The following is a 21819-nucleotide window of genomic DNA, read 5'->3' on the forward strand; positions in this document are numbered from 1 at the left end:
ACGTTTCTCGCTCATTTAATCTTCAGGTTGAACCGCTATTTTACCCTGTTCCACGCGGAACATCTTGCCCTTTTCGTCACTCATATCGATGACATGATCGGTGGCGATAGCGCTGACAAACACCTGAGCCTGCGTGGCTTTCAGTCGTTGCGCCAGCAGGCGCCGACGGCTGTCGTCCAGCTCGGAAGCGAAGTCATCAATCAGGTAAAGACAGCGGCGTCCGCTCTGGCGCGTCAGGAACTCGCCCTGCGCCAGACGCAATGCACACATCAATAATTTTAACTGGCCGCGCGACAGCAGATCCTCAACCGGCGTGCCGTCGGCGCGAATGCGGAAATCCGCTTTATGCGGGCCGCTGGCGGTATAGGTCAGGGCGCGATCGCGCTCGAAATTGCGCTCCAGCAGCTCGCCGTAGGCGCTCTCTTTATCCCAGCCGCGCTGGAAAGAGAAATTCAGCGCAAACTCCGGTAAGAATTGCCCGCAGGTGGCGACAATCTCCGTTGAGATAGCCTCGCTGTATTCGGCGCGCCACTGGCTGATCTGTTCCGCTAACGGCACCAGCTCCTGGTCCCAGGCGCGGATCTGGCTATAGCGCGTGACCTGGCGCAGTGCGGCGTTGCGCTGCTTTAGCAGCCGCCGTAAATTGCTCCAGGCGTTAAAGAAACCGGGCGTGTTATGAAAACAGCCCCAGTCGACATAGGCTCTACGGTATTTGGGGCCGCCGTTGAGCAAAGTAAACCCCTCTGGCGTAATTAACTGCATCGGCAGCAGCTGCGCCAGCTCCGCAACTTTATGTCCGTCGCTGCCGTCGATGCGCACCTTGCTGTCACCGGCGCGGTTCTTCGTCAGACCCACCGAGATTTCACGCTCGCTGCTGCCTTCAATTCGGCCATGGAGCACAAAGGCGGCCTCATCGTGACGGATTACACGGCCAGCCTGCAAGCTGCGAAACGCGCGGCCATGGCCCAGCGTATAGATCGCCTCCAGCACGCTGGTTTTGCCGCTGCCGTTCGCGCCGACCAGGAAATTGAATCCCGGCGCCAGCGCCAGATCGGCCTGTTCGATATTACGAAAGTCTTTGATAAGGAGGCGGGTTAAAGCCATGAATCAGTCCAGCGTGAAGGCAATTAAGAGGTGTCGCGTCTTCGCGATCCAGGGCGTCAACGGCGAAGCGAGTTAGCCCGATATCGACCTGACCAGGCCGTCGTCGGCGTCGCTACTTTGCGTCTCGCCAGCGCCCAGCCACCCGAGCGTACTGAAGTAGGTGTGGATGGCAAGCACTGCCGGGACGCAAAATAGTCAGTAAGCCAGAACGATATATTCTACAACCGCATAGGCATGACGACGTAGGCAGCAGCCGGGCTCGCCACATCTTCAATCTGCACGCTCGATACCGAATCCGTCAGCAGCAGACGCACATTTTCGCACTTCAGCGCGTTCAGCACGTCCAGCACATAGCTAACGTTAAAACCGATCTCCAGCTCGCTGCCGCCGTAGGTCACGTCGAGCATCTCTTCCGCCTCTTCCTGTTCAGGGTTATTGGCGGTGATCTTAAGCTGATTTTCGGTGATATAGAGGCGAACGCCGCGGAATTTCTCATTCGACAGAATGGCGGCGCGCGCAAAGGCCTGCTTAAGGATATCGCAGCCCGCTTCCAGCGACTTATCCGGATTTTTCGGCAGAACGCGACGATAGTCCGGGAAACGGCCATCCACCAGCTTTGAAGTAAAGATAAAGTCGCCGACGTGCGCGCGAATATTGCTGCTGCCGATCTGGACCTGCAGCGGCGTTTCGCCGCCGTCCAGCAGGCGCACCAGCTCAATTACGCCTTTACGCGGCACGATCACCGAATGGTTCGGCAGCGCCTGGCCAATCGGCATTGAGCAGACCGCCAGACGGTGGCCGTCGGTCGCTACGGTGCGCAGCTCCTCGCCTTCAGTCTCAAACAGCATGCCGTTAAGGTAATAGCGCACATCCTGATGCGCCATAGAGAACTGCGTCGCTTCGATCAGGCGCTTCAGCGTCGCCTGCGGCAGGGTGAATTCCACCTCGCTCTGCCAGTCATCCAGATTAGGGAAGTCGCTGGCTGGCAGGGTCGAGAGCGAAAAGCGGCTGCGCCCGGAGCGCACCAGCATACGTTCGCCTTCCAGCGTAACGTTGATCTCCGCGCCTTCCGGCAGTCCGCGACAGATATCGAGGAATTTACGCGCCGGCACGGTGGTTGCGCCCGGCTCGTGCGGCTGGGCCAGCGCCACGCGCGCCACCATCTCCATTTCCAGATCGGTACCGGTCAGCAACAGCGTACCGTCGTTGACCTGCATCAGCAGATTTCCCAGGATCGGCAGCGTCGGACGACCGCCTAACGGGCCGCTGACTTGCTGCAGCGGCTTTAGCAACTGCTCACGTTCAACAATAAATTTCATAGCGTCAGGAGGATAATGTTCGGATGAGATTAGAGAAATCTTCTTTTATGTCGTGGCTCTCTTCGCGCAGCTGCTCGATTTTACGGCAGGCGTGAAGCACCGTGGTATGGTCGCGGCCGCCAAAGGCGTCGCCGATCTCCGGCAGACTGTGGTTCGTCAACTCTTTCGCCATCGCCATCGCCATCTGGCGTGGGCGCGCGACCGAGCGCGAACGGCGCTTGGAAAGCAGATCCGCGACCTTAATTTTGTAATACTCGGCCACCGTCTTCTGGATATTATCGATGGTGACCAGCTTTTCCTGCAGCGCCAGCAGATCGCGCAGCGCTTCGCGCACGAAATCGATGGTGATGGCACGACCGGTAAAGTTCGCATTGGCGATCACGCGGTTCAGCGCCCCTTCCAGCTCGCGCACGTTGGAGCGCAGCCGCTTGGCGATAAAAAAGGCGACTTCGCCCGGCAGACGAATATCGTTTTCATCCGCTTTTTTCATCAGGATCGCCACGCGCGTTTCCAGCTCCGGCGGCTCGATGGCGACCGTCAGTCCCCAGCCGAAGCGCGACTTAAGACGATCTTCCACGCCGTTAATCTCTTTAGGATAACGGTCTGACGTCAGAATGATTTGCTGATTGCCTTCCAGCAGCGCGTTGAAGGTGTGGAAAAACTCCTCCTGCGAGCGCTCTTTATTGGCAAAGAACTGAATGTCATCGATCAGCAGCGCATCAACGGAGCGGTAGTAGCGTTTAAATTCTTCAATCGCATTGTTTTGTAACGCTTTCACCATGTCCTGCACAAAACGTTCGGAGTGCATATAGACCACTTTGGCATTCGGCTTGCGCGCGATAATACCGTTGCCGACCGCGTGCAGCAGGTGGGTTTTGCCCAGGCCTGTGCCACCATAAAGGAAAAGCGGGTTGTAGGCGCCGCCAGGATTGTCCGCCACCTGTCGCGCCGCCGCGCGCGCCAGCTGGTTAGATTTACCCTCAACGAAGTTATCGAAGTTATGGCGGTTATTCACATTGGAGCGGTAAGTTACGTCGGCTGGCGCCGGAACGTTGTCCCAGCTTGGGCGCAGAAGCTGCGCTGGCGCGGGACGGCTCTCGACCGGCGCAGGCGCGCTGACGCTCGCCATCGCTGGCTGGCTCATGGCCGCTGGCTGCTGTTGCTGTGTAGCACGCGTTCCCACTTCAAAACGCAGCAAAGGTACGTCCACGCCGCAGAATTCATTCAGCAGCCCGTTGATATTATTAATGTATTTATCTCGTACCCAGTCGAGCACAAACCGATTTGGTGCATACAAGGCCAGCGTATTGTCGTTTAACTCCGCCTGCAGCGGTCGAATCCACATGCTGAATTCGGTGGCAGGAAGCTCATCCTGCAAACGGGCAAGACACTGTTGCCAGAGCGTAAGTGACACGGCGGACTCCACTTGTACAAAATCGATAAGAAATAGTAGGCGCTAATAAAGAAACGTTCATTTTTGACACAGACGGTAGAAAGCGCCTGCGACCGCTATCAGCGGTTTCCGTCCCTGGGATCGCGACCGGATCGTCAGCGGAAGGGCGGATCATAGCGCAAAGCGAGTCAGAGATCTTCACTTTCTACACAGTTTTGATCCTTTTTATCCACAGGCCGTGGACAGGTAAAACAGTTTACGCCTGCTGGCGAAAAAAGCTGCGGGGTTTGGCGGAAAAAGAGTGGTTTTTCAGGCAGCCTCTCGTTTTTGCAGTAACGACCCACGACCCGATCGTAAGAAGATCCCGCTGGATCCTTGCGCTTTAAAGCGGAGGCCGTATAATTCTTCCCCCGGCGTTGTCGCGCTATGCCCAATGCCCGGACTCAGCGGGCTGTATCCGGGTTTCCAGGTACCGCGACCAGCGAAGTAAATTGACTCCGGACTGTACAATTATTACAATCCCGCCTCTTTATTAAAGACACATTGAGGCGTCGGTCGTTTTACTGGCCCACAAAACGCGTCACCCAGTGAAATTTTTCAAGTTTAGGTAGAAATCGCCATGAAACGCACTTTTCAACCGTCCGTACTGAAGCGCAACCGTTCTCACGGCTTCCGTGCTCGTATGGCAACCAAAAATGGTCGTCAGGTTCTGGCACGTCGTCGTGCTAAAGGCCGTTCTCGTCTGACCGTTTCTAAGTAATAAAAGCTAACCCTCGTGGTTAAGCTCGCATTTCCCAGGGAGTTACGTTTGTTAACTCCCACTCATTTCACTTTCGTCTTCCAGCAGCCACAACGGGCTGGCACGCCGCAAATTACCATACTCGGCCGCCTTAATTCGCTGGGGCATCCCCGCATCGGTCTTACCGTCGCTAAAAAGCACGTCAAGCGCGCGCACGAACGCAACCGGATCAAACGTCTGACCCGTGAAAGCTTTCGTCTGCGTCAGCATGAATTGCCAGCGATGGATTTCGTCGTCGTGGCGAAAAAGGGGATTGCCGATCTCGACAACCGTACGTTGGCGGAAGCGTTGGAGAAGTTATGGCGTCGTCACTGTCGCCTGGCGCGCGGCTCCTGATCGTCCTGATCCGCGTCTATCAGCGCGGCATCAGCCCCTTGCTGGGACCGCACTGCCGGTTTCAGCCAACCTGCTCTCATTATGGAATTGAGGCGTTACGCAGGTTTGGCCTGATAAAAGGCAGTTGGTTGACATTCAAACGCGTATTAAAATGCCACCCTTTGAACCCGGGTGGTGACGATCCTGTGCCGCCAAAAAACCTTTGATACCAGAGAACATTAACGATGGATTCGCAACGCAATCTTTTTCTCATCGCTTTTCTGTTCGTGTCTTTCATGATCTGGCAAGCCTGGCAGACGGACCACGCTCCGCAGCCGCAGCAGACCCAGACCACGCAGAACACCAACAGCGCAGCAGGTGATGCCGCCAGCCAGGGCGTACCGGCCAGCGGCCAGGGCAAAACGATCACCGTTAAGACTGATGTCCTGTCATTGAATATCAACACCCGCGGTGGCGATGTCGAGCAAGCTCAGCTGCTGACCTACCCAGCTAAACTGGGTTCCGATGAGCCGTTCCAGCTGCTGGAAACCACGCCGTCCTTCGTTTATCAGGCACAGAGCGGGCTGACTGGCCGCAACGGTCCGGATAACCCGAACAACGGCGCGCGTCCGCTGTTCACCGCCGCTCAGGATCACTTTGAAATGGCCGATGGCCAGACCGAGCTGCGCGTGCCAATGACCTACACCGCCGAAAACGGCGTGGTCTACACGAAAACCTTCGTCTTCAAGCGCGGCGAGTTTGCGGTGGACGTGGATTATCACGTTAACAACACCACTCAGCAGCCGCTGGAAGTGTCACTGTTCGGCCAGCTGAAGCAGACCATCGATCTGCCTAAGCATCGCGATACCGGCAGCAACAACTTTGCGTTGCATACCTTCCGCGGCACGGCGTACTCCACCAGCGAAGAGAAGTACGAAAAATATAAGTTCGATAAGATTGCGGACAACGAAAACCTGAACGCGACCACCAGCAACGGCTGGGTGGCGATGCTGCAGCAATATTTTGCTACCGCATGGGTACCGCGTACCGCAGGCAACAATGCGCTCTATACCAGCAACCTGGGCAACGGCATTGCGGCGATCGGCTATAAATCCGCACCTGTTACTGTCGCTGCGGGTCAGCAGCAGGATCTGGGCGCAACCCTGTGGGTCGGTCCGGAAATTCAGGACAAGATGGCTGCCGTCGCGCCGCATCTCGACCTGACTGTCGATTACGGCTGGCTGTGGTTTATCTCTCAGCCGCTGTTTAAGCTGCTGAAGTTCCTGCACAGCTTTATCGGCAACTGGGGCTTCTCCATTATCGTCATTACCTTTATCGTGCGCGGCATCATGTACCCGCTGACCAAAGCGCAGTACACCTCGATGGCGAAAATGCGCATGCTGCAGCCGAAGATTCAGGCGATGCGCGAGCGCCTGGGCGACGACAAGCAGAAGCAGAGCCAGGAGATGATGGCGCTGTATAAAGCGGAAAAAGTTAATCCGCTGGGCGGCTGTCTGCCGCTGGTTATCCAGATGCCGATCTTCCTTGCGCTCTATTACATGCTCTCTGGTTCGGTAGAACTGCGCCATGCGCCGTTTGTCCTCTGGATCCATGACCTGTCGGCGCAGGACCCCTACTACATCCTGCCGATTCTGATGGGCATCACCATGTTCTTCATTCAGAAGATGTCACCGACCACCGTGACCGATCCGATGCAGCAGAAGATCATGACCTATATGCCGGTTATCTTTACCGTGTTCTTCCTGTGGTTCCCGTCAGGTCTGGTGCTGTACTACATCGTCAGCAACCTGGTAACCATTCTCCAGCAGCAGCTGATTTATCGCGGGCTGGAAAAACGCGGCCTGCATAGCCGCGACAAGAAGAAGGCGTAACGCGCTTACGCCCGTCTGACAATCTGGTTTACCCTGAGGCGGTCATTACGACCGCCTTATTTTTTAGCGAGAGAAAATCCCATGAGCCACAGCGATACTATCGTCGCCCAGGCGACGCCTCCCGGACGCGGCGGCGTCGGTATTTTGCGTATCTCCGGCGCGCGCGCTGCTGAGGTGGCGCAGCAGGTGCTCGGCAAACTGCCGAAGGCGCGCTACGCCGACTATCTGCCGTTCAAAGACGCCGACGGCAGCGTACTGGATCAGGGCATCGCGCTGTGGTTCCCTGGCCCGAACTCCTTTACCGGCGAAGATGTACTGGAGCTGCAGGGACACGGTGGCCCTGTGATCCTCGACCTGCTGCTGAAACGCATCGTGGCGCTGCCCGGCGTGCGCATCGCCCAGCCGGGTGAGTTCTCTGAGCGCGCCTTTCTTAATGACAAGCTCGATCTGGCGCAGGCCGAGGCTATCGCCGATCTGATTGACGCCAGCTCTGAGCAGGCGGCGCGTTCAGCGGTCAACTCGCTGCAGGGCGCTTTCTCGACCCGTATCAACCAGCTGGTCGAGGCGCTGACTCATCTGCGCATCTATGTCGAAGCAGCTATCGACTTCCCCGATGAAGAGATCGATTTTCTTTCCGACGGCAAGATTGAAGCGCAGCTTGATGAGGTGATTGCCGATCTTGATGGCGTGCGCGCCGAAGCGCGACAGGGAAGCTTGCTGCGCGAAGGCATGAAGGTGGTGATCGCTGGTCGTCCGAACGCCGGCAAGTCGAGCCTGCTCAATGCGCTGGCCGGACGCGAAGCGGCGATCGTCACCGATATCGCCGGCACCACGCGCGACGTGCTGCGCGAGCATATTCATATCGACGGCATGCCGCTGCATATCATCGATACCGCCGGGCTGCGTGAAGCCAGCGATGAGGTCGAGCGTATCGGCATCGAGCGCGCCTGGCAGGAGATCGAGCAGGCGGATCGCGTGCTGTTTATGGTCGACGGCACCACGACCGACGCCACGGAAGCGGCGCAGATCTGGCCCGACTTCGTTTCGCGCCTGCCTGCGGCGTTGCCGATTACCGTTGTACGCAACAAAGCGGACGTTACCGGCGAAACGCTGGGCCTGACGGAAGTAAATCATCACTCACTTATCCGCCTCTCGGCGCGCACCGGCGCGGGCGTGGACGTACTGCGCGACCACCTGAAGCAGTCGATGGGCTTTTCCGGCAATATGGAAGGCGGCTTCCTGGCGCGCCGACGCCATCTCCAGGCGCTGGAGTTAGCAGCTACTCACTTACAGCAGGGCAAGGCGCAGCTGCTGGGCGCATGGGCGGGCGAGCTGCTGGCGGAAGAGCTGCGGCTGGCGCAGCAGGCCCTGAGCGAAATCACCGGCGAGTTTACCTCCGACGATTTGCTGGGCAGGATATTTTCCAGCTTCTGTATCGGTAAGTAAGCGCTTAAACGCGCCTTCCCTCCACAATCAGCCGCCGGACATGGGCCGTTTCCTGAGCCAATGTCCGGCGCTGCGCATTCTCCCTACTGTCTGTTCAGTCGAAACCTGTTACCTGGCGGAACAGGTAAATCAGCGTCATGTACGCAGCATCCGGCACAAAACCGTATCGATTTACGTCCCGCTTATTTGCGCCGTTCTCATTTGGCGGCGAACCGCTGTTGGAGTATAAACGGTAAGAAACCCCATCGGTTTTCCCGGATACGCCTTCAATATGGCAAGCCTCAGGCGGCCGTTTCCGCCCGACAAAGGAGAGTAAAATGCATACACCGCTCGATAATTCCGCACTGGACCAGCTGTTTAACGAGGCCCGCACCCATAGCTACTGGCAGGACAAAGCCATTGAGGCTGGCGTGCTGGAGCAGCTCTACGCGCTGACCGCTCTTGGCCCAACCTCGGCCAACTGCTCGCCTGGCCGCTTTGTCTTTGTCACCTCGCAGGAGGGCAAAGAGAAGCTGAAACCGGCGCTCTCATCTGGCAACCTGGAAAAGACCATGACCGCGCCGGTTACGGTGATCGTCGCCCATGACCTGACGTTTTATGAGCAGCTGCCGCAGCTGTTCCCGCACGCCGATGCGCGCAGCTGGTTTACCGGCAACACAGAGCTGGTGAAAGAGACCGCCTTTCGCAACAGCAGCCTGCAGGCGGGTTATCTGATACTGGCCGCGCGTTCGCTCGGACTGGACGCCGGTCCGATGTCTGGTTTCAATCCGTCGAAAATCAACGAGGCGTTTTTTACAGGCAGCAGCTGGCAGGTAAATATGTTGATTAACCTCGGTTACGGCAACCATGAAAAGCTGCATCCGCGCCTGCCGCGCCTGCGTTTTGAACAGGCATGCAAATTTGCCTGACGGCAACGGGCCGCTGCGCCCTTGCGTAGCGGCTTCCTTCTTCCCGCCGCCTTTTATCAGTCAATTCCGAATATGATGCCATTGTGTTCCATGCCGGATGCAATGTGCTCAGAAAATTCTTACAATGCGCCCTGATGATTAAGTGACCATTTTCACGGAGCGACAGATGGCGGGTCATTTTGTACGTTGGATGGGCGATCGCGGCATTGTGGCCGACGCTATGCGCATGCCGCAGGATGTGATTGATCAGGCGCGACAGCTTCCTGACAAACACCGCGGTCGCTTTCTTATTGCCCGTCTGATGCTGGCGCAGCTAATGATGCGCGTTTACGGCATAACTACCCTTCCAGCCCTCGTTACCCAGCCCAACGGCCGCCCGGCCTTTGCCGATCGTGATTTGCCTGATTTTAGCATCGCCTATGCCGGAAACATGGTCGGCGTGCTGCTGGCTGAAGAAGGCGGACGCGCCGGACTGGATATGGAGATCGTTCGCGCCCACAGCCGACAGACGCAGGAGCAGCTGATGCAGTCGCTTACGTCAGGCGAGCGCACCTGGATTAATGCGCAACAGGATTTTATGGAAGCGGTGACGCAAATCTGGACGCTGCGCCAGAGCATTCTCAAGCTGACCGGCGAAGGCAGCGACAATATGGCTTCTCTGCGGTTGCAGCCTGCGGCCGGCCGCCTCCGCTCGACGATTTACCCCGATATTCAGGCGGTGTGCGATGCGGAGCCGACGCTGGTATGGTCATGCGCCCTGTCGCCCGCGACCCAGCGTCTGCATTTATGGGAAATCGATGCCTCGCAACAGTGGCATGCGTTGCGCGACGTAGAGATGAGTAAACCCAATATCGGACCGCGCACGCTGCGTCTGACCAGCTCGCCGCTGGAACGCAGCGCCCATCCTGAGATGTAAAAAAGGCCGCGTAAGCGGCCTTTAATTTTTCTGGCTGAGGGTGCCAGCGCGGGCGAGATATCGCCCGCGCAGTGTGTTAATGCCCGTCGATAAAGGCGATTTTCAACACAAACAGCAGCGCCACAACCACCACGCAGGGGCTGATCTCGCGCCAGCGGCCAGTGCCCAGCTTCATCACGCAGTAGGCGATAAAGCCCAGCGCAATACCTTCGGTAATCGAGAAGCTGAACGGCATCATCGCCGCAGTAACAAAAGCCGGTACCGCTTCAGTCAAATCGTCCCAGCGCACGCGCGACAGACTGGCGGTCATCAGGACGCCAACATAAATCAGCGCGCCTGCGGCCGCATAGCCTGGCACCATCGCCGCCAGCGGCGAGAGGAACATCACCAGCAGGAAAAGCACGCCGGTCACCACCGCCATCAGGCCGGTGCGGCCGCCAGTCGCCACGCCGGACGAACTTTCGATGTAAGCGGTCACTGACGAGGTACCCGCCAGCGCACCGGTTACTGAGCTGAAGCTGTCAACGAACAGCGCCTGCTTCATGCGCGGGAACGTGCCTTTCTCATCGGTGAGGCCCGCTTTATCGGTTACGCCGATCAGGGTGCCGGAGGAGTCAAACAGGTTGACCAGCATAAAGGAGAAAATCACGCCCGCCATGCCGATATTGAACGCGCCTTTAATGTCCGCCTGCCCTAATACGCTGCTGACTGCAGGCGGCGCAGAGAAGAGGCCGACATATTTCACATCGCCCAGCGCCCAGCCGATTGCCGTGGTAATGACCATCGAGATCAGCACCGCCGCATGGATATTGCGCGACGCCAGAATCGCGATAATAAAGAAGCCGAGCGCGCCGAGCAGGACGCTGTGCGAGGTCAGATTACCCACGGCGGCGATAGTATCGGGATTCGCCACGATAATACCGGCGTTTTTCAGCCCCATCATGGCGATGAAAAGGCCGATGCCAGCGGTAATGCCGACGCGCAGGCCCAGCGGGATATTGGCGATCATCCAGTAGCGCACGCGCAGCAGCGTCAGGATCAGCAGGCCCAGCGCACCCCAGAAAATCGCGCCCATACCGACCTGCCACGAGTAGCCCATCGCGCCAACCACCACAAAGGCGAAAAAGGCGTTCAAGCCCATCGCCGGTGCCAGCGCCACCGGCAGGTTGGCGACCAGCCCCATCAGAATACTGCCGAAGGCGGCGATCAGACAGGTAGTGACGAATACCGCCTGGGTATTCATGCCCGCCACGCCAAGAATCTGTGGATTTACAAAGACGATGTAGACCATCGTCAGGAAAGTGGTGACACCGGCGATAATCTCGGTGCGCACCGTAGTGCCATGTTCCTGCAGCTTGAAAACGCGCTGCAAAAGGCCTTGTTTACTCATGCCAGCGATCCTGATGAAAAGAACTCGGCGCGTATCCTGACCGCTTTGCCGCGGCAATACAATGATTTTTCGCAACCGTTTCCGGGATCGCAATCTGCGGCGATTAGGTTAAAGTGTGTGCTCTCCCGAAATCAGAAGGATAGCGACAGATGTCAGTAGAGTGTGTGTTTTTTGACTGCGACGGCACCCTGGTGGACAGCGAATTGCTCTGTACCCAGGCTTACGTAAACACCTTCGCCCGCTACGGAATAAGCTGCTCACTGCAGGAGATGTTCGAAAAATATAAAGGCGTCCAGCTCTACGACATTATCCGCGACGTGGCTGAAACACATCACGCCTCGCTGCCGCAGGCAGCGTTTGAAACCGATTACCGCGCCGAGGTGGCGCGCCTGTTCGACGCGTCCCTGACGCCGATCCCCGGCGCAAAAGCGCTGGTGGAGAAAATTACCGTACCGATGTGTGTCGTCTCTAACGGCACGGTAAAGAAGATGCAACACTCGCTGGGACTGACCGGTATGCTGCCCTGGTTTAACCAGCGCCTCTTCAGCGGCTACGATATCTCGCGCTGGAAGCCCGATCCCGGACTGATGTATTACGCCGCCGAACAGATGCAGGTGCCTGTCGAGCGCTGCATTCTGGTCGATGATTCAGAAGCGGGCGCCCGCGCTGGCATTGCGGCAGGCATCCCGGTGTTTTACTACTGCGCAGACGCACATAATCCTGACATCGATCACCCGCTGGTGACGCGCTTTACCGATATGGCGGAACTGCCCGCGCTGTGGCAGGCGCGCGGCTGGCAGTTAACGGACTGACGGCGGATGCGCGACTGGCTTCCTTAATCAACCAATGGCGCCCAGCGAATCGTCGTTACCCTGCTTTTTCGGCAGCAAAAAGAGCGTGGCGAAAATATCCAGCAGGTAAATTAGCGCCAGCAGCGTAATCGCCGCGACAAAGGAGATCTTGGCCGCCAGCAGCCCGATCACCAGCGGGCCGAAACCGCCGACGCCGCGTCCGAGGTTGAATAAGACATTCTGCGCCGTGGCGCGCGCCTGCGGCGGGAAGGTGTCGGAGATCAGCGCGCCGTAGCCGCCAATCATGCCGTTGACGAACATGCCCATTAGCGCGCCGGTGAACAACATCACGGTGGGATCGCGCAGCTGCGCGTAGATCACCACCATCGCTACCGCGCCGAACTGATAGAGCAGGAAAATTTTCCAGCGCGCGAAGCGGTCCGCCAGCACGCCAAACAGCCAGATGCCGAAGGTCATGCCGACCACGGTGACCGCCGTCCATAAACCCGACTTCGTCAGGCTGAAGCCGAAGTTAGCGGAAAGATAGCTCGGCATCCAGATCATCAGCCCGTAATAGCCGAAGTTCTGCACCGAGGTCAGGATAAAGATGCCAAGGCTCGCTTTCGCCGTGGCGCGATCCTGCACCAGCATTTTCAGACGCGCGACGAAAGAGAGCGAAGGCGTCTGCTCTACCTGACGGGTGAAGGCTTCCGGTTCGCCCATGCTGCGCCGCAGCACAAATGAGAACAGCGCAGGCAGCAGGCCGACCAGAAACATGCCGCGCCAGCCGATCACGCCAAGCAGCGGCGGGGTGATAAAGGCCGCCAGCAGCACGCCAAGCTGCCAGCCGATGCCGACCCATGCCGAGGCGCGGTTGCGCTTTTCCGCAGGCCAGGCTTCCGCAATCAGCGCCATTCCGATGCCAAACTCACCGCCCAGCCCCATGCCCGCCAGCGTACGGTACGCCAGCAGATCCCAGTAGCCCTGCGCCACGGCGCACAGGCCAGTAAAGAGAGAGAACATCAGGATAGTGACGGTGAGAATGCGGATACGGCCAAAACGATCGCTGAGCTGGCCGAACAGAATGCCGCCCACTACCGCACCGATCAGCGTCCAGGTGACCAGCGAGCCCGCCTGCGACGGATCCAGCGCCAGCGACAGGCTAATTGCCGGCAGCATAAATCCCAGAATCAGTAGATCGAAGCCATCCATAGCGTAACCGCTGACGGCGGCCAGCATCGCTTTCGCAGGCGTCACGCTCTGCTTATTGCGAGAAAGAGACATGAGTCAGCACCTTAATGAAGAAAAAGTGCGCCAAGTATATAGAGGAAACGGTTGCGTGTGACAGAAAAGCGGCAGGCCGTGCGCCAGACGGCGCACGGCAGAGAGCAATCAGGAAGGTTTGTTGGAGCCGTCGTCGCCGGAGAGCAGCTCGTCCAGCTTATCGCCGCCAACGTGGCGGAAATCCTGTCCCTTAACGAAATAGAAGATAATTTCGCAGATGTTCTGACAGCGGTCGCCGATGCGCTCGATGGCGCGGGCGCAGAACAGCGCGGTCAATACGCTCGGAATGGTGCGCGGATCTTCCATCATGTAGGTCATCAGCTGACGCACAATGCCTTCGTACTCTTTATCTACCTTTTTGTCTTCACGGTAGATCTGAATCGCTTCGGTAAGATCCATGCGCGCAAAGGCGTCCAGCACGTCGTGCAGCATCTCGACGGTATGACGGCCCAGCGACTCCAGGCTGACCAGCAGCGGCATATGCTGCTGGCCGAATTTTTCCAGCGCGGTGCGGCTGATTTTTTCCGCCACGTCGCCGATGCGCTCCAGCTCTGAGATGGTTTTGATGATCGCCATGACCAGACGCAAATCGCTGGCGGTGGGCTGGCGCTTGGCGATGATGCGCACGCAGGCTTCATCAATCTCCACTTCCATCATATTAACCTTCTGGTCGCCGTCGATTACGCGCTGCGCCAGTTCGCCGTCAAGATTGTGCATCGCGGTGATGGCGTCGGTAAGCTGCTGCTCCACCATGCCGCCCATGATCATCACCTGGGTGCGAATATGTTCCAGCTCCGCATTGAACTGACCGGAGATATGCTTGTTCAGATTAAGGTTATCCATGATTATCTCCTGAAAATCAGCCGTAGCGGCCGGTAATATAATCTTCGGTCTGTTTCTGCGCCGGTTTGGTGAACAGCCTGTCCGTATCGCTGAATTCAATTAACTCGCCCAGATACATAAAGGCAGTGTGGTCGGAACAGCGCGCCGCCTGCTGCATATTATGCGTCACGATGACCACAGTGTAGTCCTGCTTCAGTTCGGTGATCAGCTCTTCAATACGGCCGGTAGAGATCGGGTCAAGCGCCGAGCAGGGCTCATCCAGCAGCAGCACTTCCGGGCGAATCGCAATGCCGCGCGCGATGCACAGGCGCTGCTGCTGACCGCCAGAGAGACTGTAACCGCTCTGATGCAGCTTGTCTTTGGTTTCATTCCAGAGCGCGGCTTTGCTCAGCGCCCACTGAACACGCTCGTCCATATCGGCGCGTGACAGCTTTTCAAACAGGCGTACGCCAAAGGCGATATTGTCATAAATCGACATCGGGAAAGGCGTCGGTTTCTGGAACACCATGCCGACGCGCGCGCGCAGCAGGGCGATATCCTGGCTGGAGGCCAGAATATTGTCGCCATCCAGCAGAATGTCGCCTTCGGCGCGCTGCTCGGGATAGAGCGAGTACATTTTGTTAAAGGTGCGCAGCAGGGTCGATTTGCCGCAGCCAGACGGACCGATAAACGCGGTGACCTGGTTCTTGGCGATGTCCAGGTTGATGTTCTTCAGCGCGTGAAATTTGCCGTAATAGAAGTTCAGGTTACGCACCTGAATTTTACCGCTGTTGGAAGTCGCGATACTCATTGCTCGTCTCTCTTAAACGGCGCCGCGCCAGGCAGCGCCGAAGGTTATCCGTGTTTGCTCTTGGTGAAGACCACGCGCGCCAGAATGTTCAGCAGCAGCACGCAGAGCGTGATAATCAGCACGCCCGCCCAGGCCAGGCTCTGCCACTCGGCAAAGGGGCTCATCGCGAACTTAAAGATGGTGACCGGCAGGTTCGCCAGCGGCTGCATCATGTCGGTGGACCAGAACTGGTTCGACAACGCGGTAAACAGCAGCGGCGCGGTTTCGCCCGCGATACGGGCAATTGCCAGCAGCACGCCGGTCAGAATGCCCGATACCGATGCCTTCAGCGTAATCGCGGAGATCATCTTCCATTTCGGCGTGCCCAGCGCGTAAGCCGCTTCACGCATGCTGTCCGGCACCAGCCGCAGCATGTTTTCGGTGGTGCGGATAACAATGGGGATCTGCAGCAGCGCCAGCGCGATAACGCCCGCCCAGCCGGAGAAGTGGTGCATCTGCGCCACCACGATGGTGTAAACGAACAGGCCGACTACGATCGACGGCGCCGAGAGCAGGATGTCGTTAATAAAGCGGATCACTTCCGCCAGCGCCGACTTGCGGCCATATTCCGCCAGGTAGACGCCTGCCAGAATGCCCAGCGGCGTACCGATCACCGTCGACCAGATAATCAGCAGGCCGCTGCCCGCCAGGGCGTTGGCCAGACCGCCGCCGGCGGTATTGGGCGGCGGCGTCGATTCAGTGAACAGCGACCAGCTCAGCCCGTCAACGCCGCGCGTCACGGTGGTGAACAGGATCCACACCAGCCAGAACAGACCAAAGGCCATGGTCAGCAGCGACATCGCCAGCGCAATCTTATTCTTGGTGCTGCGCCAAGCCTGCATCTTACGGCGCGAGGCGTCCAGTTCGGCGCGTGCCTGCAGTTCAATCGTCGTCATGAGCGCGCTCCTTCACTTTTCGCGAGGCGCAGGATCATCAATTTGGAAATCGCCAGCACGATAAAGGTGATAACAAACAGGATCAGTCCCAGCTCCATCAGCGCGGCGACATGCACGCCCGACTCCGCTTCGGCGAATTCGTTCGCCAGCGCGGAGGTGATGCTGTTGCCCGGCATAAACAGCGAGGCGCTGTCGAGCTGGTAGGTGTTGCCGATAATAAAGGTGACCGCCATGGTTTCGCCCAAGGCGCGCCCCAGTCCCAGCATCACGCCGCCGATCACACCGTTTTTAGTGAACGGCAGCACGATGCGCCAGATCACTTCCCAGGTGGTACAGCCGATGCCGTAGGCGGACTCTTTCATCATCACCGGCGTCTGCTCGAACACGTCGCGCATCACCGAGGCGATGTAAGGAATAATCATGATCGCCAGAATCACGCCCGCCGCCAGGATACCGATGCCGAAGGCCGGGCCGGAAAAAAGCGCGCCGACGAACGGAATATTCGACATCACCTCGCCGACCGGCGTCTGAAAATATTCGGCGAACAGCGGTGCGAAGATAAACAGGCCCCACATGCCGTAAACGATACTGGGGATTGCCGCCAGCAGCTCAATAGCGGTGCCGAGCGGACGCCGCAGCCAGCCAGGCGACAGTTCCGTAAGAAACAGCGCGATGCCGAAGCTCACCGGCACAGCAATAATCAACGCAATCAGCGAGGTCACGAGGGTGCCGTAAATCGGCACCAGCGCGCCAAATTCTTCATTCGGCGCATCCCAGGTTTTGTTCCACAGAAAGGAGAAACCAAATTTCTGGATGCTTGGCCATGAGGAGAAAATCAGGGAGACGATAATGCCGCCCAACAGCAACAGGACAATCAGCGCCGCCAGCTTAACCAGCGCGCCGAAAATCATGTCACCTTGCTTACCGGGGGCTTTGAATGCCGGCTTCGTTGCAGCCATAGAAGTCTCATTCTTCAGAGGTTGTCAGGGCGGCACAAGGCCGCCCTTAGATCTGGCCGGACGCATGTCCGGCCGGGGTTGTTCGCTTACTGGTACAGCGCTTTGCCAGAACTGTCTTTGATGTTGGCTTTCCATGCCGCGCGGATCTGCTGGGTTACGCTGTCCGGCAGGGTAGCGTAGTCCAGGCTGTTCGCAGTTTTGCTGCCGTTTTTGTAAGCCCAGTCGAAGAACTTCAGCACTTCGCTGCCTTTCTCGGCATTCGCCTGATCTTTATAAACCAGGATGAAGGTGGTGGAAGTGATCGGCCACGCATCGTTGCCTTTCTGGAAGGTCAGATCCTGAGCAAAAGATTTGCTCCAGTCTGCGCCTTTCGCTGCGTTGGAGAAGCTGGTTTCGCTTGGCGCGACCGGCTTGCCGTCGGCATCAACCAGTTTGGTGTAGGTCAGGTTGTTCTGCTTGGCATAGGCGTATTCCACATAGCCGATAGAGCCCGGCAGACGCTGAACGAACGCGGCGACGCCGTCGTTGCCTTTGCCGCCCAGACCAGCCGGCCAGTTAACGGTGTTGCCTTTGCCGATTTTGCTGTTCCATTCTTCGTTCACTTTCGCCAGGTAGCTGGTGAAGACGAAAGAGGTGCCGGAACCATCCGCGCGGCGAACCACGTTGATGTTGGTATCTGGCAGTTTCACGCCCGGGTTCAGCTTAGTGATTGCCGAATCGTTCCACTTTTTGATTTTACCCAGGTAGATGTCGCCGACGGTTTTACCGTCGAGAGTCAGTTCGCCCGACTTCACACCCGGAATGTTAACGGCCAGCACAACGCCGCCAATAACGGTCGGGAACTGAAACAGGCCGTTTTTCTGCAGGTCTTCATCTTTCATCGGCGCATCTGACGCGCCAAAATCCACGGTTTTGGCGATGATCTGCTTGACGCCGCCGGATGAACCAATGCCCTGGTAGTTGATTTTGCTACCGGTGGCTTGCTGATATTCTGCTGCCCACTTGGCATAAACCGGCGCCGGGAAAGTACCGCCCGCGCCCGTCAGATCGGTGGCTGCAAAGGCAGAAACCGTGCTTACGGCGAGAGTGGCGGTAAGGATTCGGGCTACGGTGCTACGCATCAGTGTCATGTTCCCTCCAGGGGAGTTAATCTCAGGCTCAGAGCCGTTGTAGTTGGAGTCAGTGATTGCTGCAGGAGGGAAAATAGGACAGTTTGATGACAGTGAAATGTAGGAAATATGACAGTTATATGACAGGGCGCAAAAAGCAAAGGGGCCCGTTTCCGGGCCCGCTTTTTACTCGACGGTAACTGACTTAGCCAGGTTTCGCGGCTGATCCACGTCGGTGCCTTTAATCAGCGCGACGTGATAAGAGAGCAGCTGCAGCGGAACAGTGTAGAAGATTGGCGCAATCACCTCTTCCACATGCGGCAGAGAGATAATCTTCATGCCGTCGCTGTCGCTGAAGCCAGCGTCCTGATCGGCGAACACGTACAGCAGACCGCCGCGCGCGCGCACCTCTTCAATATTGGACTTCAGTTTTTCCAGCAGCTCGTTGTTCGGCGCCACGACGATAACCGGCATATCGGCATCAATCAGCGCCAGCGGACCATGCTTCAGCTCACCAGCGGCGTAGGCTTCCGCATGAATATAGGAGATCTCTTTCAGCTTGAGCGCGCCTTCCATAGCGATCGGATATTGATCGCCGCGTCCCAGAAACAGCGCGTGATGCTTGTCGGAGAAATCTTCCGCCAGCAGTTCAATACGCTTGTCCTGCGCCAGCATCTGTTCGATACGGCTCGGCAGCGCCTGCAGGCCGTGCACGATATCATGCTCGACCTCAGCCGACATGCCGCGCAGTCGTCCCAGCTTCGCCACCAGCATCAGCAATACGGTGAGCTGCGTGGTAAAGGCTTTGGTCGAGGCGACGCCGATTTCAGTGCCCGCTTTGGTCATCAGCGCCAGGTCCGACTCGCGCACCAGCGAAGAGCCCGCGACGTTGCAGATAGCCAGCGAACCCAGGTAGCCCAGCTCTTTGCTAAGGCGCAGCGCCGCCAGCGTATCGGCGGTTTCGCCGGACTGCGACAGGGTAATCAGCAGGCTGTTTTTCCGCACCGCGGATTTGCGGTAGCGGAATTCAGAGGCGATCTCGACGTCGCAGGGAATGTTCGCCAGTGACTCGAACCAGTAGCGCGCCACCATACCAGAATTGTAGGAGGTGCCGCAGGCGATGATCTGAATATGCTCTACCTGGCTCAGCAGGGTTTCGGCATGCGGCCCAAGCTCGCTGAGATCGACTTCGCCATGGCTGAAACGACCGGTTAAGGTGTTTTTAATCGCCATCGGCTGCTCGTAAATCTCTTTCTGCATATAGTGGCGATACACGCCTTTATCGCCCGCGTCGTACTGCACGCTGGATTCGATCTCGGCGCGGTTCACCGGATTGCCAGCGCTATCGACGATAGTCACGTCGCGGCGGCTCACTTCGGCGATATCGCCCTCTTCCAGATAGATAAAGCGACGCGTCACCGGCAGCAGCGCCAGCTGATCGGAGGCGATAAAGTTTTCGCCAACGCCGCGGCCAATCACCAGCGGACTGCCCGAACGCGCGGCCACCAGCAGCGACGGATCGCGGCTGTCCATGATCACCATGCCATAGGCGCCACGCAGCTGCGGGATAACGCGCAGCACCACTTCGCGCAGCGTTCCGCCCTGTTTCTGCTCCCAGTGCACCAGATGCGCCACCACTTCCGTGTCGGTCTCGGACGTGAAGCGATAACCGCGCGCGATAAGCGCTTCACGCAGCGGCTCATAGTTTTCGATAATGCCGTTGTGCACCACGATGATCTGCTCAGAGACATGCGGATGCGCGTTGGCTTCCGACGGTTCTCCATGCGTTGCCCAGCGCGTATGCGCGATGCCGGTGCCGCCAATCAGCGGCTGCTGCTCTGCGGCCTCCGCCAGCACTTGCACTTTGCCGACGCGACGCAGGCGCGTTACGTGGCCCTGACGATCAACGACGGCCAGACCGGCCGAATCATACCCGCGATACTCCAGGCGACGCAGACCTTCCAGCAGGATCTCTGCGATATCGCGCTGCGCTACTGCACCTACAATTCCACACATAAATGTTATTCCTGACCTGATGGTTTTTAACCATCTTTCGTTGTCATACGACCTGATAACCGGCTGTGCCGGGCTCCCCGAGCCTTGTAGAGAGTGGGGATTATTATTGTGTTACTGCTGCGGCCAGCATGTGGCTGGCCGCTAAAAATCACGTCTTCTTCACCGGACGCTGCCAGTGCGCTTTGCTGTTCTGTTCTTTACGGTTGTAGACCAGCGATGCCTCGGTGACATCTTTCATAATGGTGGTGCCCGCCGCGATAGTCGCGCCTGCCGCCACGCTGACCGGTGCCACCAGCTGCGTATCGGAACCGACAAAGACGTTGTCGCCGATAATGGTTTTTGATTTGTTGGCGCCGTCGTAGTTGCAGGTAATAGTGCCCGCGCCGATATTGACGTTCGCGCCGATCTCCGCGTCACCGAGGTAGCTCAGATGGCCAGCCTTGGAGCCTTTGCCCAGCGTCGCCTTTTTCATTTCAACGAAATTGCCGACGTGCGCGGCCTGCGCCAGCTCGCTGCCGGGACGCAGACGCGCGAAAGGTCCAACGGTGCAGTCGGCGGCGAGGTTCGCATCCTCGATCACCGTATAGGGACTGATTTCGCAGTCGTCGCCAATCACGCTGTTTTTAATGATGCAGCCTGCGCCGATTTTCACGCGGTCGCCCAGCGTGACTTCGCCTTCGATGACGACATTAATATCGATCTCGACGTCGCGGCCGTGGTTCAGCACGCCGCGCAGGTCGAAGCGCGCCGGATCGCGCAGCATAACGCCCGCCAGCAGCAGCTTCTCCGCCTGTTCGCTCTGATAAACCCGCTCCAGCGTCGCCAGCTGCAAACGGTTGTTCACGCCATCGGTTTCGCTGGCGCGCGCCGGATGCACCGCATTAATCTGGCGACCTTCGTGGTGCGCCAGCGCGATGATATCGGTGATGTAATATTCGCCCTGCGCGTTGTTATTGGTGAGCTGCGCCAGCCAGCGTTTCAGATCGCCGCCGTTGGCGACCAGAATGCCGGTATTGATTTCCGTGATTTTCAACTGCTCCGGGCTGGCGTCTTTCTGTTCAATAATGCCGACGATAGCGCCATTTTCACGCACGATACGCCCGTAACCGCTGGGGTTATCCAGCACCACCGTCAGCAGGCCGATGCCGCCCTGGGGTTTGGCGTCGCGCAGACGCTGCAGCGTCTCCTGAGAGATAAGCGGCACGTCGCCGTAGAGCATCAGGATATCTTCGTCGTCAGCAAATGCGGGGGCAGCCTGCTGCATCGCGTGTCCCGTACCCAGCTGTTCCGCCTGCAAAACCCAGTTGAGCGACGGCTCCGTCAGCGTGGCTTTCAGCCGGTCGCCACCGTGGCCGTAAACCAGATGAATATGCTGCGCGCCGAGGCCGGTGGCGGCGTCGATCACATGCTGAACCATGGGCTTTCCTGCAAGCGTATGCAGAACTTTGGGCAGATCGGAATACATACGGGTTCCCTTGCCGGCAGCAAGGATCACCACGCTCATTGCGCTGTTAGACATAACCATCCTGACAGAATTTTTGACATGCGAAAGTTAAACGGTTTACCCCTGAGATTACTACATTTTTCTCAGGTCGAAATTAGGCGCGCTC

19 protein-coding genes and 1 pseudogene are annotated in these 21819 nt (G+C 58.0%); 8 read left to right on the top strand and 12 right to left on the bottom strand.

All coding sequences use genetic code 11. The features are described from left to right. Window positions 1-15: 15 nt before the first annotated feature. The 3 genes from recF to dnaA all read right to left on the bottom strand — a co-directional run bounded on the left by recF (window position 16) and on the right by dnaA (window position 3837). Window positions 16-1104 carry a DNA replication/repair protein RecF gene (gene recF / locus EKL29_RS15525; RefSeq protein ID WP_120457731.1) on the bottom strand — a complete coding sequence of 363 codons (1089 nt, stop codon included), beginning with the start codon at window positions 1102-1104 and terminating at the stop codon, window positions 16-18. A 218-nt stretch (window positions 1105-1322) separates the two neighbouring features. Then, window positions 1323-2423 (bottom strand): DNA polymerase III subunit beta, encoded by a 1101-nt coding sequence (gene dnaN, locus EKL29_RS15530; RefSeq protein ID WP_120457729.1) that lies wholly within the window; start codon window positions 2421-2423, stop codon window positions 1323-1325. Between the two features lie 4 nt (window positions 2424-2427). After that, window positions 2428-3837 carry a chromosomal replication initiator protein DnaA gene (gene dnaA / locus EKL29_RS15535; protein ID WP_120457728.1) on the bottom strand — a complete coding sequence of 470 codons (1410 nt, stop codon included), beginning with the start codon at window positions 3835-3837 and terminating at the stop codon, window positions 2428-2430. Window positions 3838-4435: 598 nt separating this feature from the next. Here dnaA and rpmH point away from each other — a divergent pair. From rpmH to EKL29_RS15570, 7 genes and pseudogenes are all read left to right on the top strand, one after another. Next, on the top strand, window positions 4436-4576 hold the full coding sequence (gene rpmH, locus EKL29_RS15540) for a 50S ribosomal protein L34 (protein WP_003849659.1): 141 nt from the start codon (window positions 4436-4438) through the stop codon (window positions 4574-4576). Window positions 4577-4591: 15 nt separating this feature from the next. Then, window positions 4592-4951 carry a ribonuclease P protein component gene (gene rnpA / locus EKL29_RS15545; protein WP_081140549.1) on the top strand — a complete coding sequence of 120 codons (360 nt, stop codon included), beginning with the start codon at window positions 4592-4594 and terminating at the stop codon, window positions 4949-4951. Next, window positions 4915-5173 (top strand): annotated as a pseudogene (yidD, locus tag EKL29_RS15550) (membrane protein insertion efficiency factor YidD). The gene rnpA and the pseudogene yidD overlap by 37 nt, the downstream one beginning before the upstream one ends. 2 nt (window positions 5174-5175) lie before the next feature. After that, window positions 5176-6822 carry a membrane protein insertase YidC gene (gene yidC / locus EKL29_RS15555; protein WP_120457724.1) on the top strand — a complete coding sequence of 549 codons (1647 nt, stop codon included), beginning with the start codon at window positions 5176-5178 and terminating at the stop codon, window positions 6820-6822. A gap of 81 nt (window positions 6823-6903) precedes the next feature. Continuing rightward, window positions 6904-8268: a tRNA uridine-5-carboxymethylaminomethyl(34) synthesis GTPase MnmE gene (mnmE, locus tag EKL29_RS15560; protein ID WP_126690139.1), complete on the top strand. Its 1365-nt coding sequence runs from the start codon at window positions 6904-6906 to the stop codon at window positions 8266-8268. Between the two features lie 317 nt (window positions 8269-8585). Further along, the gene (locus EKL29_RS15565) at window positions 8586-9176 is read left to right on the top strand and encodes a malonic semialdehyde reductase (RefSeq protein WP_120457721.1); all 591 of its coding nucleotides are present in this window, start codon (window positions 8586-8588) and stop codon (window positions 9174-9176) included. Window positions 9177-9342: 166 nt separating this feature from the next. After that, complete coding sequence (locus EKL29_RS15570) at window positions 9343-10092, top strand: 4'-phosphopantetheinyl transferase superfamily protein (RefSeq protein WP_120457719.1); 750 nt, start codon at window positions 9343-9345, stop codon at window positions 10090-10092. Between the two features lie 76 nt (window positions 10093-10168). Here EKL29_RS15570 and EKL29_RS15575 read toward each other — a convergent pair whose 3' ends face one another. Then, entirely contained in the window at window positions 10169-11482 is a 1314-nt protein-coding gene (locus tag EKL29_RS15575) for an NCS2 family permease (protein ID WP_126690140.1), read from the bottom strand. Window positions 11483-11631: 149 nt separating this feature from the next. Here EKL29_RS15575 and yieH point away from each other — a divergent pair, with 149 nt between their 5' ends. Further along, complete coding sequence (gene yieH / locus EKL29_RS15580) at window positions 11632-12294, top strand: 6-phosphogluconate phosphatase (protein WP_120457715.1); 663 nt, start codon at window positions 11632-11634, stop codon at window positions 12292-12294. A gap of 27 nt (window positions 12295-12321) precedes the next feature. On the opposite strand, the gene EKL29_RS15585 is transcribed toward yieH, so the two are convergent. The 8 genes from EKL29_RS15585 to glmU form a co-directional block, all read right to left on the bottom strand. Further along, window positions 12322-13557 (bottom strand): MFS transporter, encoded by a 1236-nt coding sequence (locus EKL29_RS15585; protein ID WP_120457713.1) that lies wholly within the window; start codon window positions 13555-13557, stop codon window positions 12322-12324. Between the two features lie 108 nt (window positions 13558-13665). After that, the gene (phoU, locus tag EKL29_RS15590) at window positions 13666-14400 is read right to left on the bottom strand and encodes a phosphate signaling complex protein PhoU (RefSeq protein ID WP_033755423.1); all 735 of its coding nucleotides are present in this window, start codon (window positions 14398-14400) and stop codon (window positions 13666-13668) included. Between the two features lie 16 nt (window positions 14401-14416). Beyond that, a complete protein-coding gene (gene pstB, locus EKL29_RS15595; protein ID WP_120457711.1) occupies window positions 14417-15190 on the bottom strand; it encodes a phosphate ABC transporter ATP-binding protein PstB in 774 nt (257 codons plus the stop codon). 44 nt (window positions 15191-15234) lie between these two features. Next, the gene (pstA, locus tag EKL29_RS15600) at window positions 15235-16125 is read right to left on the bottom strand and encodes a phosphate ABC transporter permease PstA (protein WP_120457709.1); all 891 of its coding nucleotides are present in this window, start codon (window positions 16123-16125) and stop codon (window positions 15235-15237) included. Continuing rightward, entirely contained in the window at window positions 16122-17084 is a 963-nt protein-coding gene (gene pstC, locus EKL29_RS15605; protein ID WP_120457707.1) for a phosphate ABC transporter permease PstC, read from the bottom strand. The genes pstA and pstC overlap by 4 nt, the downstream gene beginning before the upstream one ends. Window positions 17085-17170: 86 nt before the next feature. Further along, window positions 17171-18214 (bottom strand): phosphate ABC transporter substrate-binding protein PstS, encoded by a 1044-nt coding sequence (pstS, locus tag EKL29_RS15610; RefSeq protein ID WP_120457705.1) that lies wholly within the window; start codon window positions 18212-18214, stop codon window positions 17171-17173. A gap of 165 nt (window positions 18215-18379) precedes the next feature. Further along, on the bottom strand, window positions 18380-20209 hold the full coding sequence (gene glmS, locus EKL29_RS15615) for a glutamine--fructose-6-phosphate transaminase (isomerizing) (RefSeq protein ID WP_126690141.1): 1830 nt from the start codon (window positions 20207-20209) through the stop codon (window positions 18380-18382). Between the two features lie 148 nt (window positions 20210-20357). After that, a complete protein-coding gene (gene glmU, locus EKL29_RS15620) occupies window positions 20358-21728 on the bottom strand; it encodes a bifunctional UDP-N-acetylglucosamine diphosphorylase/glucosamine-1-phosphate N-acetyltransferase GlmU (RefSeq protein ID WP_126690142.1) in 1371 nt (456 codons plus the stop codon). Window positions 21729-21819: the final 91 nt, after the last annotated feature.

This window comes from Pantoea sp. YU22 (assembly GCF_003970755.1).
Lineage (GTDB): Bacteria > Pseudomonadota > Gammaproteobacteria > Enterobacterales > Enterobacteriaceae > Pantoea > Pantoea piersonii.